This window comes from Pseudomonas sp. JUb52, from assembly GCF_004341115.1.
GTDB classification, from domain to species: Bacteria; Pseudomonadota; Gammaproteobacteria; order Pseudomonadales; family Pseudomonadaceae; genus Chryseomonas; species Chryseomonas oryzihabitans.
In genome coordinates this window covers 1-15,515 of record NZ_SLYS01000014.1, presented here as the reverse complement: position 1 = coordinate 15,515, position 15,515 = coordinate 1, and the positions used below count along the sequence as shown (strand labels likewise).

The following is a 15,515-nucleotide window of genomic DNA, read 5'->3' as shown; positions in this document are numbered from 1 at the left end:
CTATCACTCGTCGTCGTCTTCTCCGGCGAAGATCAGGCTGCCCTGCTGGAGCAGTTCGCGGATCAGGCGCATGGCATCGTCGTCCTGCAGCCATGGCGCGAGATTGGCCTCGTGCAGGACGTCCGCCGAGCATAGCAGGTCGAGCAGCGGTTGCAGCCGCATGGGCAGCAGGCGGCTCTGGCCGCTGGCGAAGACCATCACCTCGTCTTCCAGGCGACTCCAGGCGATGCGGCCACAGGGGTTGCGCATCAGCAGGGCGCCTTCGTCGAGTTCCTTGCGCAGCTGCTTGGCGCTGAGGTTTTCTCCGGCGACGCGCTCCGGGTAGCGCGGCTCGGTCATGTGCTGGCCGAACCAGGCCAGCAGCAGGCGATCGTCGCTCAGGTGGCGCTCCATGAGGCCGCGCAGGCGTTCGATGGCCTCGGGCGGGATCTCCGCCGGATGCTCGCTGGCCGGGGCGCAGCCGGCGTCGCTGTAGCGCTCGTCCTCGGGGATGAACTGGTTGAGGAAGTCGGTGAAGTGGGTGAGCACCTCGCCGGCACTGGGGGCGCGGAAGCCGATGGAGTAGGTCATGCACTCGTCTTCGGCGATGCCGTCGTGGGCGAGGCCCGGCGGCAGATAGAGCATGTCGCCCGGTTCCAGCACCCATTCGTCGGTCTGCTGGAAGTCGGCGAGGATCTTCAGCTCCAGGCCGTCGATCAGCGGGCTGTCGGCGGTGCACGGCTGACCGATGCGCCAGCGGCGACGGCCATGGCCCTGCAGCAGGAAGACGTCATAGTGATCGTAGTGGGGGCCGACACCGCCACCGGGGGCGGCGTAGCTGATCATGACGTCGTCGACACGCCAGCTGGGCAGGAAGCGGAAGGCCTCCAGCACCTCGGCCACCTCGGGGACGAACTGGTCGACCGATTGCACCAGCAGGGTCCAGTCGCGCTCGGGCAGGCTGGCGAAGGTGTCTTCCGGCAGCGGGCCGCGGCGCAGCTCCCAGGTGCGGTCCTGGCCGATGATCAGGCGGGATTCGATTTCCTCTTCCAGCGACAGGCCGGCCAGCTCGTCCGGTTCCAGGGGGCTCTGGAAGTCCGGGATGGCCTGGCGGATCAGCAGGGGCTTCCGCTGCCAGTAGTCGCGGAGGAATTCACGGGCGGTCAGGCCGCCGAGCAGTTGCAGGGGTTGATCCGGGTTCATGCACACCTCGCGCAATGAAAAACGCCCGGCGAGGCCGGGCGTGAAAAAAAGGCAGCCTCAGAACCTGTTCACGATTTCGCGAGCTAGAGCCAAACAAGGCGAAAAGGCCTGAGGAAGCGGACCGGGCTCGCGAACGAGTTTACGAGTGGTAGATGAGCATTCCGAAGGCATTTTCAACGCCGTTTGGCCGACGCGCAGCAGATCGTGGGCAGGTTCTCAGACCCGACGGGCCTGTTCGGCGGCGTTACCGATATAGCCGGCCGGGGTCAGCTGGCGCAGTTCGGCCTTGGCGGCTTCGGGGATTTCCAGGCCGTCGATGAAGTCCTGCAGGGCGCTGGCGCTGATGCCCTTGCCGCGGGTCAGCTCCTTGAGCTTCTCGTAGGGGTTGGCCACGCCATAGCGGCGCATCACGGTCTGCACCGGCTCGGCCAGGACTTCCCAGCAGGCGTCCAGGTCTTCGGCGATGCGCGCGGCGTTGAGCTCCAGCTTGCCGATGCCCTTGAGGGTGGCTTCGTAGGCGATCACGCCGTGGGCCAGACCGGTACCCAGGTTGCGCAGCACGGTGGAGTCGGTCAGGTCACGCTGCCAGCGGGAGATCGGCAGCTTGCTGGCCAGGTGCTGGAGGATGGCGTTGGCGATGCCCAGGTTGCCTTCGGAGTTCTCGAAGTCGATGGGGTTGACCTTGTGCGGCATGGTCGAGGAGCCGATCTCGCCGGCCACGGTCTTCTGCTTGAAGTAGCCGAGGGAGATGTAGCCCCAGATGTCCCGGTCGAAGTCGATCAGGATGGTGTTGAAGCGGGCGATGGCGTCGAACAGCTCGGCGATGTAGTCGTGCGGCTCGATCTGGGTGGTGTAGGGGTTCAGGGTCAGGTCGAGGTCGTCTTCGATGAAGGTGCGCGCATTGGCTTCCCAGTCGACGTCCGGGTAGGCGGACAGGTGGGCGTTGTAGTTGCCCACCGCGCCGTTGATCTTGCCCAGCGGGCGGATGGCGGCGATCTGCTCGATCTGGCGCTCCAGGCGATAGACCACGTTGGCCAGTTCCTTGCCCAGGCTGGTGGGGGAGGCGGGCTGGCCATGGGTGCGCGAGAGCATGGGCACGTCGGCGAAGCGATGGGCCAGCACGCGGATCTCGCCGGCGATCTGGCGCATCAGCGGCAGCAGCACCTGGTCACGGCCTTCGCGCAGCATCAGCGCGTGGGACAGGTTGTTGATGTCCTCGGAGGTGCAGGCGAAGTGGATGAATTCGCTGACCGCGGCCAGTTCCGGCAGGCCGGCGACCTCTTCCTTGAGCAGGTACTCGATGGCCTTGACGTCGTGGTTGGTGGTGCGCTCGATGTCCTTGACCCGCTGCGCCTGCTCGACGCTGAACTCGGTGGCCAGCTTGTCCAGCAAGGCATTGGCCTCGGTGGAGAAGGGCGCGACCTCGGGAATGCCCGCGTGGGCGGCCAGGCGCTGCAGCCAGCGGACCTCGACCTGGGCGCGGAAACGGATCAGGCCGAATTCGCTGAAGATGGGGCGCAGGGCGGCGGTCTTGCCGGCGTAACGGCCGTCGATGGGCGATACGGCGGTGAGCGAGGAGAGCTGCATGGGCATTCTCTTGGTAGCGGGGGAGAAAGGGGCGGAATTCTACACGCAAAGGCCGGGGCTGTAGTACCGCCGCCGGCCAATCCGGGGTCAGCCGTTGCGCAGGGGGTAGAGGTTGTCGAGCAGCTTGCGGCGATTGAGCACCAGCTGCCAGCGATGACCGCCGAGCTGGCGCCACAGGCGGGCCGAGCGAATGCCGGCCAGCAGCAGGGCGCGCACCCGCGATGCGGTGGCGGATTGCTGCAGGTAGCGCATCTCGCCATGCACCTGGATGCGCTGCTTGAAGGTGCTCAGGGTGTCCTCGTAGAGCCCCCCGCAGGCGGCGATGACGTTCTCGTGGGCTACCCCGAAGTGCTCGACCTGGGACTGGATCTGGGTGAGGCGCCGGCCGATGAGGTCGAGCAGGTCGCCGCGCTTCTCCAGCTTGCGTTCCAGGGCGGTCATCGCCAGGGCATAGCGCAGGGGCTCGCGCTGCAAGCTGTTGGGATTGCGCTCCAGGGTGCTGGAGAGGGCGCCCAGGCCCTCGCGCAGGGGCGCGACATGGCCGCCGTAGACCTCCAGGGTGCTGCCCGGATCCCGCACCAGCAGGCTGCCGAGCAGGCAGGCCAGGGGTTCTTCGGCGACCTGGCCGGTGCGTGCCAGCTGGTCGACCAGCACGGCGGCCTGGAAGACGCCGCCCAGGGCGATGAGTTGTTCCTGGGTGCGATTCATGCGGCGGGCGCCTCGGCGCAGGCGGGTTGGTAATGTTCGATCACACCGCCGCCCAGGCAGACGTCGCCGTCGTAGAAGACCACCGACTGGCCGGGAGTCACGGCGCGCTGGGGTTCGTCGAAGACCACCCGGTAGCCGGCGCCCTGGCGCTCGATCTGGCAGGGCTGGTCCTGCTGGCGATAGCGGACCTTGGCGGTGAGGCGGCGCGGTTGGGTGAACTCCAGCTCATTGACCCAGAACATCTCGCTGACGGTCAGGGCCTCGGCGAACAGCCAGGGGTGGGCATTGCCCTGACCGACGATCAGCACGTTGCGGGTCAGGTCCTTGCTCAGCACGTACCAGGGATCGTCACCGGCGTCCTTCATGCCGCCAATGCCCAAGCCCTGGCGCTGGCCGATGGTGTGGTACATCAGGCCATGGTGGCGGCCGATGACCTCGCCGGTGGTGGTCTCGATGTCGCCCGGCTGGGCCGGCAGGTACTGCTTGAGGAAGTCGCTGAAACGGCGCTCGCCGATGAAACAGATACCGGTGGAGTCCTTCTTGCGCGCGGTGGCCAGGCCATGCAGCTCGGCGATGGCGCGGACCTCGGGCTTTTCCAGCTCGCCCACCGGGAAGAGGGTGCGCGCCAGCTGCTCGCCACCCACGGCGTGGAGGAAATAGCTCTGGTCCTTGTTGGCGTCCAGACCCTTGAGCAGCAGGGTCTGGCCGTCGATGTCGCGACGGCGCACATAGTGACCGGTGGCGATCAGGTCGGCGCCCAGGGCCAGGGCATAGTCGAGGAACGCCTTGAACTTGATCTCGCGGTTGCAGAGGATGTCCGGATTCGGCGTCCGGCCGGCCTTGTATTCGGCGAGGAAGTGCTCGAAGACGTGGTCCCAGTACTCGGCGGCGAAGTTGGCCGTGTGCAGCTTGATGCCGATGCGGTCGCAGACCGCCTGGGCATCGGCCAGGTCTTCCTTGGCCGTGCAGTACTCGGTGCCGTCGTCCTCGTCCCAGTTCTTCATGAACAGGCCCTCGACCTGGTAGCCCTGCTCCTTGAGCAAGAGGGCCGAGACCGAGGAATCCACTCCGCCGGACATGCCGACGATGACGCGGGTGCCGTTCACTTCAAAAACCTCTCATATCTACGATCATCGACAGGGGATAGCGGTGCCCGTCCAGGTATTTCTCGATGGCGTCCAGGACCAGGGGGCTGCGCAGTCGGGCCTGCTCGGCGCGGATCTCGTCGAGCGTCAGCCACACCGCGCGGGTGATGTCGGCGTCCAGCGCGCGCCCGGGCTCGTGGGCCAGGGGCCGGGCATGGAAGGCCGTGCGATAGTAGGTCACGCCATTGGCCGGGGCGACATAGAGGCCGATGCCGATCACGCCCAGGATCTCCACCTGCCAGGCGGTTTCTTCCAGGGTCTCGCGCCGCGCCGCCTCGATCAGGCTCTCGCCCGGCTCCAGGTGCCCGGCTGGCTGGTTGAGCACCAGGCGACCTTGCTTCTCTTCTTCCACCAGCAGGAAGCGACCGGCGTCTTCCACCACGGTGGCCACGGTGACGTGGGCGTGCCAATCCATCTCGGACTCCGCTATCGGTAATCGCGCAGTATACGCCTTAAGCTTTGCCGGTCCCAAATGCAGCGAACCCCGGCCGGGGCCGGGGTTCGCTTGATCACCCATAAAGGCTGCGGACGCAGCCCTCAGGTTCAGCCCTTGAGCTGTTCCAGGGCGGCGTTGAGCGTGGCGCTCGGACGCATGGCCTGGCGGGTCTTGGCCTGGTCGGGGTGGTAGTAGCCACCGATGTCCACGGCCTGGCCCTGGACGCCGTTCAGCTCGGCGACCACCTTGGCTTCGTCCGCGGTCAGCGACTTGGCCACCGGCTCGAACTGCGCCTTGAGCTGGGTGTCGTCATTCTGCTCGGCCAGGGCCTGGATCCAGTACAGCGCCAGGTAGAAGTGGCTGCCGCGGTTGTCCAGTTCACCCGCCTTGCGCGACGGCGACTTGTTGCTGTCGAGGAACTTGCCATTGGCCTGATCCAGGGTCTTGGCCAGGATCTTGGCCTTGGCGTTACCGGTGGTCTCGCCCAGGTGGTTCAGGGATTCGGCCAGGGCCAGGAATTCGCCCAGGGAATCCCAGCGCAGGTGGTTTTCCTGCACGAACTGCTGGACGTGCTTGGGCGCGGAGCCGCCGGCACCGGTCTCGAACAGGCCGCCGCCATTCATCAGCGGGACGATGGACAGCATCTTGGCGCTGGTGCCCAGTTCCATGATGGGGAAGAGGTCGGTCAGGTAGTCGCGCAGGACGTTGCCGGTCACCGAGATGGTGTCCTCGCCCTTGCGGATGCGCTCCAGGGACACGCGGGTGGCTTCCTCGGGCGCCAGGACACGGATGTCCAGGCCGTTGGTGTCGTGGTCCTTGAGGTAGCGCTCGACCTTGGCGATGACCTGGGCGTCGTGGGCGCGATTCTGGTCCAGCCAGAAGATGGCCGGGGTGCCGCTGGCACGGGCGCGGTTGACGGCGAGCTTGACCCAGTCCTGGATCGGCGCGTCCTTGGTCTGGCACATGCGCCAGATGTCACCGGCCTCGACCGGATGCTCGAAGACCACCTTGCCCTGGTCGTCGGTCACGCGCACGGTACCGTCGGTGGGGATCTGGAAGGTCTTGTCGTGGGAGCCGTATTCCTCGGCCTTCTGCGCCATCAGGCCGACGTTGGGCACGCTGCCCATGGTGCTGGGATCGAAGGCGCCGTGCTGCTTGCAGTCCTCGATCACCACCTGGTAGACGCCGGCATAGCAGCGGTCTGGGATGATGGCCTTGGTGTCCTGCAGGTTGCCTTCGGCGTTCCACATCTTGCCGGAGTCACGGATCATGGCCGGCATGGAGGCGTCGACGATGACGTCGCTCGGCACGTGCAGGTTGGTGATGCCCTTGTCGGAGTTGACCATGGCCAGCGCCGGACGCTGGGCGTACTGGGCGTCGAAATCGGCCTTGATGGCGGCCTGGGTGGCTTCCGGCAGGCTGGACAGGCGGGCGTAGAGGTCGCCGATGCCGTTGTTGCGGTCGAAGCCGGCTTCTTTCAGGGCGCCTTCGTGCTTGGCCAGGACGTCCTTGTAGAACTCGCCGACGATGATGCCGAACATGATGGGGTCGGAGACCTTCATCATGGTGGCCTTCAGGTGCACGGAGAACAGCACGCCCTTGGCCTTGGCGTCTTCGATCTGAGCGGCGATGAAGCTCTGCAGGGCCTTGCGGCTCATGGTCGAGGCGTCGACGATCTCGCCGGCCTTGACCGCGGTCTTCTCTTTCAGGACCTTGCTGCCGCCGTCCTTGCCGATCAGTTCGATCTTCAGGCTGCCAGCGTTCTCGATGGTGGCCGAGCGCTCGCTGCCATAGAAGTCATGGGCGTCCATGTGGGCGACGTGGGACTTGGAGTCGGCGCTCCAGGCACCCATGCGATGGGGGTGCTTGCGGGCGTAGTTCTTGACCGACAGCGGCGCGCGGCGGTCGGAGTTGCCTTCGCGCAGGACCGGATTCACGGCGCTGCCCTTGACCTTGTCGTAACGCGCCTTGACGTCCTTTTCCTTGTCGTCCTTGGGCTCGTCCGGATAGTCCGGCAGGGCGTAACCCTGACCCTGCAGTTCCTTGATCGCGGCCTTGAGCTGCGGAACCGAGGCGCTGATGTTGGGCAGCTTGATGATGTTGGCTTCGGGAGTGGTGGCCAGTTCGCCGAGTTCGGCGAGGTGGTCGGAGATGCGCTGCTCTTCCTTCAGGTACTCGGGGAAGAGGGCGATGATGCGGCCGGCAAGGGAGATGTCACGGGTTTCGAGGGCGACGCCGGAGGAGGCGGTGATGGCCTCGACGATGGGGAGCAGCGAATAGGTCGCCAGGGCGGGCGCTTCGTCGGTCAGGGTGTAGATGATCTTCGACGTGGTGGACATGTCTTGCTTTAACTCCTCTTTATCACAGCTGTGGCGCGAAGCCGGGCGAGCGAGGATCGACCCTTGAGTCGATAGACGCCCCAAGAAGGCGTTATCGGGCCGCGCGACAGGCGCGGCGGCGATGGACGTGCGATGCGACAAAGCGTCGCTGCGGAAATTGCGGGATCGGCCGATACAGCCAGCGGACCCGGCAGGGCCTGCAGCGACCCGTCAGTCGGCGGAGTATATCAGCGCGGCGCCTGGCGTGCATTCGCACTGGCGCGGCCTGGCTGTGGGGCGATGTTGCCGATGTGGTGGGTCCGATAGAAGCGAACGGCTGCGTCGATCATTCAGGTCAAGAGGCTTGACCATTCGACGGCTGGCGCTGCACGGCAGTTGCTTAAGGGACTAAACTATTGCCCCTCTTGATTTGATGAGGTCGTTATGAAAACCAAGGACAATGCGTCCAAGAGTCGTTCCTGGGCTATCGTAGGGCTGGAAACGCTCGTCATCGTCGCCCTGTCGCTATACGTCGCCTTTGGCGCCGGGCTGTTCATCAAGCACCACTGCTGGGACACCCTGACCCCGCAGCAGAAAGACCAGATCCTCGAGCAGATGAGCCGCAGCGCTCAGGAAAATACCCTGCTCACCTAATTCGCTTCCGCTCGAATCTCCTCCCTTCCAACAATAAGAATCCTTCTTTTTTCTCCCGCGCACTCTCTGGGTGTCGAGGTGGTCTCGTCACGCCTGGAGCTCTAGCAGGCCAGGTGTTTGCCTGGACTCAAGGGGGAGGTAGGCGTTGCCTTGGGCAGCATCCTGGACGAGGACGCCGCCACGGGCCTGGCGCGACGTGCCAGACGCAGCATGGCCCAGAGTATGGCCAGCGCCAGAGCCAGCCAGCCCAGTATCAGAAGAAGGATGTAGGTCGCAGGAGTCATTGACGTTCACCGTACGGCTGTCTCGGAAAGGTGTCTTTGCTGGGACACATTTCACTAGACTCGTCAATAGCTATCCTGTTCAGGCTTTCCCGACGAGGGGTCCAACCGGACACCGCTGACGCGGCGCCCGGTTGGCGCAGATCACAGGAACAGGTGCGCCAGCCAGAACAGGCCGGCGGAGAGGGCCATGGAGGCCGGCAGGGTCAGGACCCAGGCCATCAGGATGTTGCGTACCGTGCTGCCCTGCAGGCCGCTGCGGTTGGCGACCATGGTACCGGCCACGCCCGAGGACAGCACGTGGGTGGTGGAGACGGGCAGGGCGAAGACGTTGGCCATGCCGATGGCGGCCACGGCCGTCACCTGGGCGCTGACGCCCTGGGCATAGGTCATGCCCTGGCGGCCGATCTTCTCGCCGACGGTCAGTACCACGCGGCGCCAGCCGACCATGGTGCCGATGCCCAGGGCCAGGGCGACCGCGATGATGACCCAGAAGGGCGCGTATTCGGTGGTGCTGGTCAGATCCTTGCGCAGGCGGCTGAGGTCGTCGCGATCGCGCGCGGTCAGTACCGGCAGCTTGCTCACCTTCTTGGCGGTGTCGTCCAGGCACAGCAGGTAGCGGCGCACCTGCTGGCGATGGTCGTCGCTCATGGCGCGGTAGTCGGTGATGCCTTCCAGGTCGGCCAGCAGCGCCTGCAGGGTCGGCACGGTCATGTGCGGGGCGCAGCGGAATTCCTGGGGCAGGTCGCGATTGCCGGGCACTTCGGCGAGGAAGTCCTTGAGGTTGTCGCCCTGGCGCTCGTAGAACTGGCCCAAATGGATGGCGGCGTCGCGGGTGCGCTCGATCTGGTAGGTGGTGCTGTCCAGGTCCAGCACGAACTTGGCCGGGACGATGCCGATCAGCACCAGCATGATCAGGCCGATTCCTTTCTGGCCGTCGTTGGAGCCGTGCACGAAGCTCATGCCCATGGCCGAGAGGACCAGCATCAGGCGATTCCAGAACGGCGGGTGCTTCTTGGCATCCACTTCGCGGCGCTGTTCCGGGGTCTTGTGCATCTTCGACAGCGGCCGCCAGCGCTTGAGGGCGAGCAACAGCAGGCCGGCGACGGCGAAGCCGGCCAGCGGCGAGAAGATCAGCGATAGGCCGATGTCGATCGCCTTCTGCCAGTTCACGCCTTCGCTCATTGGGATCCCGGTGAGCAGGGCGTTGGTCACGCCGACGCCGAGAATGGAACCGATCAGGGTGTGGGAGCTGGAGGCGGGGATGCCGAAATACCAGGTGCCCAGGTTCCAGGTGATGGCCGCGGCGAGCAGGGAAAACACCATGGCCAGACCGTGGCCGGTGTTGACGTTGATCAGCAGCTCCACCGGCAGCAGGTGGACGATGGCGTAGGCGACGCCGACGCCGCCGAGCAGCACACCGAGGAAATTGAAGATGCCGGAGAAGAACACCGCGAGGTGCGGCGGCATGGCCTTGGTGTAGATCACCGTGGCGACGGCGTTGGCGGTGTCGTGGAAGCCGTTGATGAATTCAAAGGCCAGCACAAAGGCCAGGGCCAAGACGAGGCTGATGGCGACCCAGGCGTGGAGTCCGCTGAAAAGTTCGAACATGGGGATACGTCGACAGTTGGCAGGCGCGAATTATGGCAGAAAAATGACTGCCGCCATCGCCACCTTGGATGGGAGAGGCGAATTAGTCGCCGCGGTAGATGCAGCCGCAGGTGCAGGTCTCATGGACACGGACCTGGCTGAGCTCAGGCAGCTGGGGCTTGAGTTGTTGCCAGATCCAGCGGGCGAGCACCTCGCTGGTGGGGTTCTCGAGCCCTGGGATGTCGTTCAGATAGTGATGGTCGAGACGCTCGTACAGGGGTTTGAAGACGGCCTTGATGTCGGCGAAATCCCGGACCCAGCCAGTATGGGGATCGACCGCGCCTTCGATGTGCAGGCCTACCTTGAAGGAATGCCCATGGAGACGCCCGCACTTGTGACCTGCCGGAACATTGGGCAGGAAGTGCGCGGCTTCGAAAATGAATTCTTTGAAAATTTCCATCGGGGTATGCAGGACTCCGCAGGTGCGCCGCTGAGACCTTTGGAATCAGCATCTTAGCAGGGTTTAACAAGGGTCGAACAGGGTTCTAACACCCTCTAACAGTGAGCCGCGCCGCTATTCTGAGGTCGTTACCACTCCACTCAGAATAGCCTCCCAGGTCAACCATGGGCGCACAGAGTACCCATTAGGCCCTGAAGGTCAACATTAGGTTGATTCATTAGGTAGGCAGCTCATTAAGAGGCCTTCAGGTGGCCTTTAAGAATCTGAGAGAAAAATCTGAGAGCCCATCTCACTCAGGCACAGCCCTGGGCACCCCCCGTACCACCCCTCGATTCACCTCAGGAACCCTTGTGGATACCCTGGGGATACCCTGTGTATTCCTTGTGATTAACAGGGCTCTAACAGTGGGAATCTCTGGGGGATTGCCATAGGGGAGGCATTAGGTGGGCCTTAGGGATGGGTGAGGGATCATTAGGGTGACCTTGAGTTGACTTAGCGTCCCTGTGTGTCCCTATCTGTAGGCCCACTATGAGTCCTCTTCACGTTCCCTTAAGCCATCATGAGGTTCTCTCATAACGACAGCAGCACTACATAAGGACCACATAAGGAAAGGGCCAAAAGCACCCACTAATAGAGAGACCCAGGGAGGGCCATAAGGTAGGGCATTAGGTTTGCTCTCTAAGCAACTGACATACATGGTCTATTCCCATCTCAATAAATCTTTTGGTTAGCCTATTGACTCGGGGTATGACTGTGGTAAATTGGCATCACTCCAGAGCGACACGGTAAACGGTCCCTAAGGAGGGCTCTAAGCTTCACTGGTCTGCCGACGATCTTGGTCCCTGAGTGCTCCTAAAGAGCCATCAAAGGGGGCCGACACAATAGGTAGGCGCACCCAACGGTAAGACCGTAAGGCACTGAGGGGAGGCGATAGGCCAGCTCTACGCTCTACCGCTCTTTAACAATCTGATGAATAGTGACAAAGCACGCACCATGGGATGGCTCATTAGGTGTTGGCTCTTGGGTCTCGAAAGGGACCATAGGGGCCAATCCAATGATTCAACCCAAACAGCGCCCAGGGCTTGACCTTGAGGTGCTAACGCAAAGCAATCCGAAAGGAACAACGCAATGACTATCAACTGGAACGACGAAGCTACGTATATCGAACGTGTGGTGTCCGAAGAGACTGGCGTTCAGTTCAATCACTGTGACGCCACTCAGCTCCGCTACTGTCGGATGCAGCTTGGACGCGCAACAAAGGCCGGTGCCACAAAGGCCGCTGAGCGCATCCGTAAGGCAATCGAAGGGGAGTGGCCCGGTAAGTCCAAAGGTTATTGATTCAAGTCGAAGGCATCACGCTCGGTGCCTTCCGCTGGACTCAATGGTCCGCAGCAACGCCCAAGGCGGCTGCAAGTAACGCAACCCAAAGCAACTCAACGCAACGCATCGCAAGGAAACCATCATGAGCAGAAGACATTTTGATAGCACCAACGTGAGCCAATTCCGTGGCTTCGACGTGGTGGGTGGTGAGGTCACTCTCAGCGACAGCGAGTACCGCGAGTACCTCGATGAGGCGCATGAGGATGTCCAAGTAGCAGGCATGACGTTCTCGGCTGGGGACATCCTTGAGTCGTGCGATCCGGTCGCCTTCCGTTGCATGAAAGGCGATTACGAGTCTGGGCTTCAGTCTGAGCTTGAGCAGCAGCTCGCCGACGAAGACTCCGATGGTATCGAGTTCGTCGAGGACCTTGAGTCCGACGATGAAGACGAGGAGTGACCACCATGACGATCTGGATTGTCTGGTTCACCAACTTCGACGGTATCGATGAGTTCCACTCCGCGCACTCGTCGCCGGAGCTGGCCCAAGAGCGCATCAACCGGTACTCCATCCGTGACCGTAGCTCGTTCCGAGTGGACAGCTACGAGCTGGACGGGGAGTGACCACTATGTCCCGCATGGAGGCATTCGCTGAGGCCTGGGAGCAGGCCAAGGCGGGCAGAAGAGTGTGGTTGAGCCGCGAGAATGGCCTGTGGTTCGTAATGGCCGCCCGTGCCAGAAGACCCGCTGCGATCCCTGAGTGATTCAAGTCGAGAGCCTACCGCCCGATATGGTGGGCTCTCCGTTGGAATCATTGGTGACCCAATGCCCTTTATGTTCCGCCTGTCGTACCTCGTCCCGTTCCTCGTTGCGGCCCCTCTGGCTGCAAAGGTCCTGGGGCTCCGCTACTTCACGCCCTGGGAGTTCGCCAGGGTGCTGCTCCAGAGTGATTCCGGCGGTTTCTTTGCGGCCTACGCACTGGCCCTCACGCTCGGAATCTTCTACGCGCTCGCATGGCCCTGGACCAAGGGTCTCAACCTGTTCCTGACGAAATTCTGGAGGCACAACTGACGCCAGAGCTGTAACCCAACGCAACGCACCTCAAAACCTCTTGATAACGCGGTCACACTTCTGTCTATACTGTATGCGTGTACAGTACGGCGGAGGCAGCCCGCCATACACAGGGAAACGCAACGCAATGCAAAAGCTCAACGAAACGTCATTCGCTCACGAGGCGACCGGCAAGGCCATCATTTCGGCCATGGTGAAGGCAATCGAGACTGGTCATAGCCAGTATCTGGAGAACCGCAGGGGCAAGCGCTGGCTTCGCGTGGACATCAAGTCTGAGCGTAGTGAGCGAGAAATAGACCTCTGCGTCTTCCAGTTCCTCGATAGGAACGCCCAGGACTGTGGTTACGAGATCACTCGGGCCGCGTTCTTCTATTGGTCCGAAGAAGCGATGCGCGAGTACGAGCGCCTCACGGCTATGGTGGCGTCACTCAAGGAGCATCCGCTGGTGAAAGCCAGTCGAGAAACTCAACGCAAGCAAGAGGAAGCTGCCAAGGAGAAACAGCGCATGGACGCACTACTACGAGGGGCCGCCCATAAGCGGCAGCTGCGCCTGGCAGGGGCCACACACGTTGTTGAGCACAAAGGGCGGCGTTACTATGCCCGTAAGGTGATCCAGCGTGTGGGCCTCTTCCGGCGCAAGGTGGAACGCTGGGAGCTGCTGGGCACTGACTTCGAGCCCTACATGGTCTTCCCGCAGTCTATCGAGACGAGCGACGCCAGGATGGTCACCATGGTCTTCTGGGACGATTCCACGTACCAGTCCGGTGACTACGTTCGGAGGCAAGCCTGATGTCTCACGTTCTTCTGAAATCCTCGACAGCTATTCCATCCAAGGACAAATACCACCCAGACCTCCGGGCACACCTCGGGACCATTCAAGAAATGGGCAGGGTGGCCGAAGAGTGCAATGGTTTGACGTGGAAGGACTTTAGTAATCCTGGGTGGCTCGCAGCACTTGGGCAGGTGGTGAGGGAGTTTGGGGGAAGCGCTGCTGGGGCATTTACTTCAGGCGTCTACTCGATCCCGTTCCTGCACCCGGACTACATTCAGGACCTCCTGACGGAGATAACCCTGATGTCCTTCGCCGTGAACCCGGACGAGGAGGCCGAGGTGCAAATCCCTGAGATCACCCTGCAGGACACCTGCCCGAGTCTCTTCAACTGCCTGTACTCGATGTTCGTCCATGTGGTGAACCCGCTGAGCAAGGTCCTGTACCAGCTGGAGCCGAAGTTCATGCGCTCGATCCAGTTCGCTCAGTACACGCCCGAGGAGGTCTCCAAGGGCCACTGGCACCACGACAAGGATTCGGACATTACGCTGGTGGTGGCCCTGACGGACCATCACAAAGGCGGAGGCACGATGGTGAAGCCTCAGGGTCTCGGTGAGCCCTTCGAGGTCCCGCAGTTGCCCGTGGGGCACGCGATGTTGTTCCAGGGCAGTAAGACGCTGCACCAGGGTCTGCCCGTAACGGAGGGCACCCGGAATCTTCTGGTGTTCTGGAGCGAGATCAAATAGCGGGGATCAGGTGGGGGTGTCTTCGTCTTCTTGACGGCACGCCTCATCGAACTCATCCAGCAGGTCCTTCGGGACCTTGCGCGGAGTTTCACCGGGCGCAATTGCGAAGCGGCTCAGGCCGGTAGACTTGGGGCTGGGCTTCTTGCTCGGCTTCACTGCCTTCATTTTCGTGTCCTTGCCGCGATTCATAGAGTGAGACCCATGTTTGATATGGAAAGCCTGAGGAGGCACAGGAAGACAATTCCCGATAGCACGCGCCAGAAGTCCACACAAGAGGTAAGGGCCATAGACGAACAGATTTCGTCAATTCGGCGCAGGTTATCAAGGGAGTGTCGAGAATTCAACGTCAAGGTAGTGACCCGCAAGGGAGGGCGCCTTGATTTTGACGCAAGCCAAGCCATGCAAGAAATGCTGAGAACGCGGTTCGAGACCGTACTATCGTCGGTGGTGGCCCTTGTTTCTCGCAGGGAAGCTATCATGCTCGCCGTCCGCCAGGATGAGCAGCGATATTGGACTGAGAAGGGGACCTTCGAGGACCTCCTTCTGCCGAATGCAGTATTCGAGCAGTTTCTTCATGGATACCAAAATGACCGAGATTCAGCGCATCAAGTTCTTCGTAATGATCCCCAGCATCGCCCAGGGACAGCTCACTAACGAAGTCAAATCGACCACCTTTCTTGCGGATGGCAGGAATATTGCTGTGCTGCGGTATCAGCTCGATAAGGAGCTACTGACTGTCAGCCAAACGTCACGGGGAGGAGAGACCAAGCACTTCATTTACAAGATGTCTGATGTGATAGGGCGGATCGAGGTAGACGCACTGGAGAATTAAAAACCCCCACTATGAGATGAAATCTCTCTGAGGGTCCCTAAAGTCTCCACAAAGGCTCCTCAAGGTTTCGCTCACAGTCGTGGTAATCATATGGAAATCCAACGCAATGCAAAGCAATCAGCTGGTCCCCGAGAGACAAGATTTCTCGGACATCAAGCACAACCCCTGGGCGTTCGAGACCCTCAGCAAACTGTACGGAGAAGACCTCGCGGCACAGCAGCTGCATCTTGAACACGAGGCCTACGAGCTGGGTGAAGCCCAGTTCCTAAAGACGTTGGATCGCTCCATTAAGCAGGGGGAGTACGCCGACTCTCAGCCTGCCCAACTGTAGTGGTCAACCCATCCCGGACAGTGGGTTAAGTTTTTCTTCGGCCACCGCAGGCGGTAGCCCATCGTTGAATTGATGCGGCCTGATCCAG

At 62.2% G+C, this 15,515-nt stretch carries 18 protein-coding genes; 9 read left to right on the top strand and 9 right to left on the bottom strand.

The genetic code is table 11. The annotated features are described in order from the left end of the window. Positions 1 to 3 precede the first annotated feature (3 nt). The 6 genes from EC839_RS20005 to EC839_RS19980 form a co-directional block, all read right to left on the bottom strand. Entirely contained in the window at positions 4 to 1,182 is a 1,179-nt protein-coding gene (locus tag EC839_RS20005) for a cupin domain-containing protein (RefSeq protein WP_132833071.1), read from the bottom strand. A 216-nt stretch (positions 1,183 to 1,398) separates the two neighbouring features. Continuing rightward, the gene (gene purB, locus EC839_RS20000) at positions 1,399 to 2,769 is read right to left on the bottom strand and encodes an adenylosuccinate lyase (protein WP_132833070.1); all 1,371 of its coding nucleotides are present in this window, start codon (positions 2,767 to 2,769) and stop codon (positions 1,399 to 1,401) included. Between the two features lie 87 nt (positions 2,770 to 2,856). Continuing rightward, complete coding sequence (hflD, locus tag EC839_RS19995; RefSeq protein WP_132833069.1) at positions 2,857 to 3,477, bottom strand: high frequency lysogenization protein HflD; 621 nt, start codon at positions 3,475 to 3,477, stop codon at positions 2,857 to 2,859. After that, on the bottom strand, positions 3,474 to 4,583 hold the full coding sequence (mnmA, locus tag EC839_RS19990; protein ID WP_132833068.1) for a tRNA 2-thiouridine(34) synthase MnmA: 1,110 nt from the start codon (positions 4,581 to 4,583) through the stop codon (positions 3,474 to 3,476). The genes hflD and mnmA overlap by 4 nt, the downstream gene beginning before the upstream one ends. 1 nt (position 4,584) lies before the next feature. Then, positions 4,585 to 5,037: an NUDIX hydrolase gene (locus EC839_RS19985; protein WP_132833067.1), complete on the bottom strand. Its 453-nt coding sequence runs from the start codon at positions 5,035 to 5,037 to the stop codon at positions 4,585 to 4,587. Between the two features lie 128 nt (positions 5,038 to 5,165). After that, positions 5,166 to 7,397: an NADP-dependent isocitrate dehydrogenase gene (locus tag EC839_RS19980; RefSeq protein WP_132833066.1), complete on the bottom strand. Its 2,232-nt coding sequence runs from the start codon at positions 7,395 to 7,397 to the stop codon at positions 5,166 to 5,168. Between the two features lie 423 nt (positions 7,398 to 7,820). Here EC839_RS19980 and EC839_RS19975 point away from each other — a divergent pair, with 423 nt between their 5' ends. Beyond that, positions 7,821 to 8,030 (top strand): hypothetical protein, encoded by a 210-nt coding sequence (locus EC839_RS19975; protein ID WP_132833065.1) that lies wholly within the window; start codon positions 7,821 to 7,823, stop codon positions 8,028 to 8,030. A gap of 425 nt (positions 8,031 to 8,455) precedes the next feature. On the opposite strand, the gene EC839_RS19965 is transcribed toward EC839_RS19975, so the two are convergent. Then, positions 8,456 to 9,922: an inorganic phosphate transporter gene (locus EC839_RS19965; RefSeq protein WP_007158874.1), complete on the bottom strand. Its 1,467-nt coding sequence runs from the start codon at positions 9,920 to 9,922 to the stop codon at positions 8,456 to 8,458. Between the two features lie 82 nt (positions 9,923 to 10,004). Beyond that, a complete protein-coding gene (queD, locus tag EC839_RS19960) occupies positions 10,005 to 10,361 on the bottom strand; it encodes a 6-carboxytetrahydropterin synthase QueD (protein WP_074583066.1) in 357 nt (118 codons plus the stop codon). 1,128 nt (positions 10,362 to 11,489) lie between these two features. Here queD and EC839_RS19955 point away from each other — a divergent pair. The 6 genes from EC839_RS19955 (at position 11,490) to EC839_RS19935 (ending at position 14,264) form a co-directional block, all read left to right on the top strand. After that, positions 11,490 to 11,699: a hypothetical protein gene (locus EC839_RS19955; RefSeq protein ID WP_132833063.1), complete on the top strand. Its 210-nt coding sequence runs from the start codon at positions 11,490 to 11,492 to the stop codon at positions 11,697 to 11,699. Between the two features lie 124 nt (positions 11,700 to 11,823). Further along, positions 11,824 to 12,138, top strand: a complete 315-nt coding sequence (locus EC839_RS19950; RefSeq protein WP_132833062.1) for a hypothetical protein — start codon at positions 11,824 to 11,826, stop codon at positions 12,136 to 12,138. Between the two features lie 5 nt (positions 12,139 to 12,143). Then, positions 12,144 to 12,302 carry a hypothetical protein gene (locus tag EC839_RS24230; protein WP_165904692.1) on the top strand — a complete coding sequence of 53 codons (159 nt, stop codon included), beginning with the start codon at positions 12,144 to 12,146 and terminating at the stop codon, positions 12,300 to 12,302. 201 nt (positions 12,303 to 12,503) lie between these two features. Beyond that, positions 12,504 to 12,749, top strand: a complete 246-nt coding sequence (locus EC839_RS19945) for a hypothetical protein (protein WP_132833061.1) — start codon at positions 12,504 to 12,506, stop codon at positions 12,747 to 12,749. A gap of 127 nt (positions 12,750 to 12,876) precedes the next feature. Beyond that, the gene (locus tag EC839_RS19940) at positions 12,877 to 13,539 is read left to right on the top strand and encodes a hypothetical protein (protein WP_132833060.1); all 663 of its coding nucleotides are present in this window, start codon (positions 12,877 to 12,879) and stop codon (positions 13,537 to 13,539) included. Continuing rightward, entirely contained in the window at positions 13,539 to 14,264 is a 726-nt protein-coding gene (locus EC839_RS19935) for a hypothetical protein (RefSeq protein ID WP_132833059.1), read from the top strand. Before EC839_RS19940 ends, EC839_RS19935 begins: the two co-directional genes overlap by 1 nt. Positions 14,265 to 14,270: 6 nt before the next feature. Here EC839_RS19935 and EC839_RS24225 read toward each other — a convergent pair whose 3' ends face one another. Continuing rightward, the gene (locus tag EC839_RS24225; protein WP_165904691.1) at positions 14,271 to 14,429 is read right to left on the bottom strand and encodes a hypothetical protein; all 159 of its coding nucleotides are present in this window, start codon (positions 14,427 to 14,429) and stop codon (positions 14,271 to 14,273) included. A 421-nt stretch (positions 14,430 to 14,850) separates the two neighbouring features. Between EC839_RS24225 and EC839_RS19930 the strand changes: the two genes are divergently transcribed. Together EC839_RS19930 and EC839_RS19925 are read left to right on the top strand one after the other, a co-directional pair. Then, the gene (locus EC839_RS19930; protein ID WP_132833058.1) at positions 14,851 to 15,096 is read left to right on the top strand and encodes a hypothetical protein; all 246 of its coding nucleotides are present in this window, start codon (positions 14,851 to 14,853) and stop codon (positions 15,094 to 15,096) included. Between the two features lie 106 nt (positions 15,097 to 15,202). Next, entirely contained in the window at positions 15,203 to 15,427 is a 225-nt protein-coding gene (locus EC839_RS19925) for a hypothetical protein (protein WP_132833057.1), read from the top strand. Positions 15,428 to 15,515: the final 88 nt, after the last annotated feature.

Coding starts and splice junctions, on each gene's coding strand:
- EC839_RS20005 (WP_132833071.1), bottom strand. CDS start 1,182: ATGAACCCGGATCAACCCCTGCAACTGCTCGGCGGCCTGACCGCCCGT.
- purB (WP_132833070.1), bottom strand. CDS start 2,769: ATGCAGCTCTCCTCGCTCACCGCCGTATCGCCCATCGACGGCCGTTAC.
- hflD (WP_132833069.1), bottom strand. CDS start 3,477: ATGAATCGCACCCAGGAACAACTCATCGCCCTGGGCGGCGTCTTCCAG.
- EC839_RS19985 (WP_132833067.1), bottom strand. CDS start 5,037: ATGGATTGGCACGCCCACGTCACCGTGGCCACCGTGGTGGAAGACGCC.
- EC839_RS19980 (WP_132833066.1), bottom strand. CDS start 7,397: ATGTCCACCACGTCGAAGATCATCTACACCCTGACCGACGAAGCGCCC.
- EC839_RS19975 (WP_132833065.1), top strand. CDS start 7,821: ATGAAAACCAAGGACAATGCGTCCAAGAGTCGTTCCTGGGCTATCGTA.
- EC839_RS19965 (WP_007158874.1), bottom strand. CDS start 9,922: ATGTTCGAACTTTTCAGCGGACTCCACGCCTGGGTCGCCATCAGCCTC.
- queD (WP_074583066.1), bottom strand. CDS start 10,361: ATGGAAATTTTCAAAGAATTCATTTTCGAAGCCGCGCACTTCCTGCCC.
- EC839_RS19955 (WP_132833063.1), top strand. CDS start 11,490: ATGACTATCAACTGGAACGACGAAGCTACGTATATCGAACGTGTGGTG.
- EC839_RS19950 (WP_132833062.1), top strand. CDS start 11,824: ATGAGCAGAAGACATTTTGATAGCACCAACGTGAGCCAATTCCGTGGC.
- EC839_RS24230 (WP_165904692.1), top strand. CDS start 12,144: ATGACGATCTGGATTGTCTGGTTCACCAACTTCGACGGTATCGATGAG.
- EC839_RS19945 (WP_132833061.1), top strand. CDS start 12,504: ATGCCCTTTATGTTCCGCCTGTCGTACCTCGTCCCGTTCCTCGTTGCG.
- EC839_RS19940 (WP_132833060.1), top strand. CDS start 12,877: ATGCAAAAGCTCAACGAAACGTCATTCGCTCACGAGGCGACCGGCAAG.
- EC839_RS19935 (WP_132833059.1), top strand. CDS start 13,539: ATGTCTCACGTTCTTCTGAAATCCTCGACAGCTATTCCATCCAAGGAC.
- EC839_RS24225 (WP_165904691.1), bottom strand. CDS start 14,429: ATGAAGGCAGTGAAGCCGAGCAAGAAGCCCAGCCCCAAGTCTACCGGC.
- EC839_RS19930 (WP_132833058.1), top strand. CDS start 14,851: ATGACCGAGATTCAGCGCATCAAGTTCTTCGTAATGATCCCCAGCATC.
- EC839_RS19925 (WP_132833057.1), top strand. CDS start 15,203: ATGCAAAGCAATCAGCTGGTCCCCGAGAGACAAGATTTCTCGGACATC.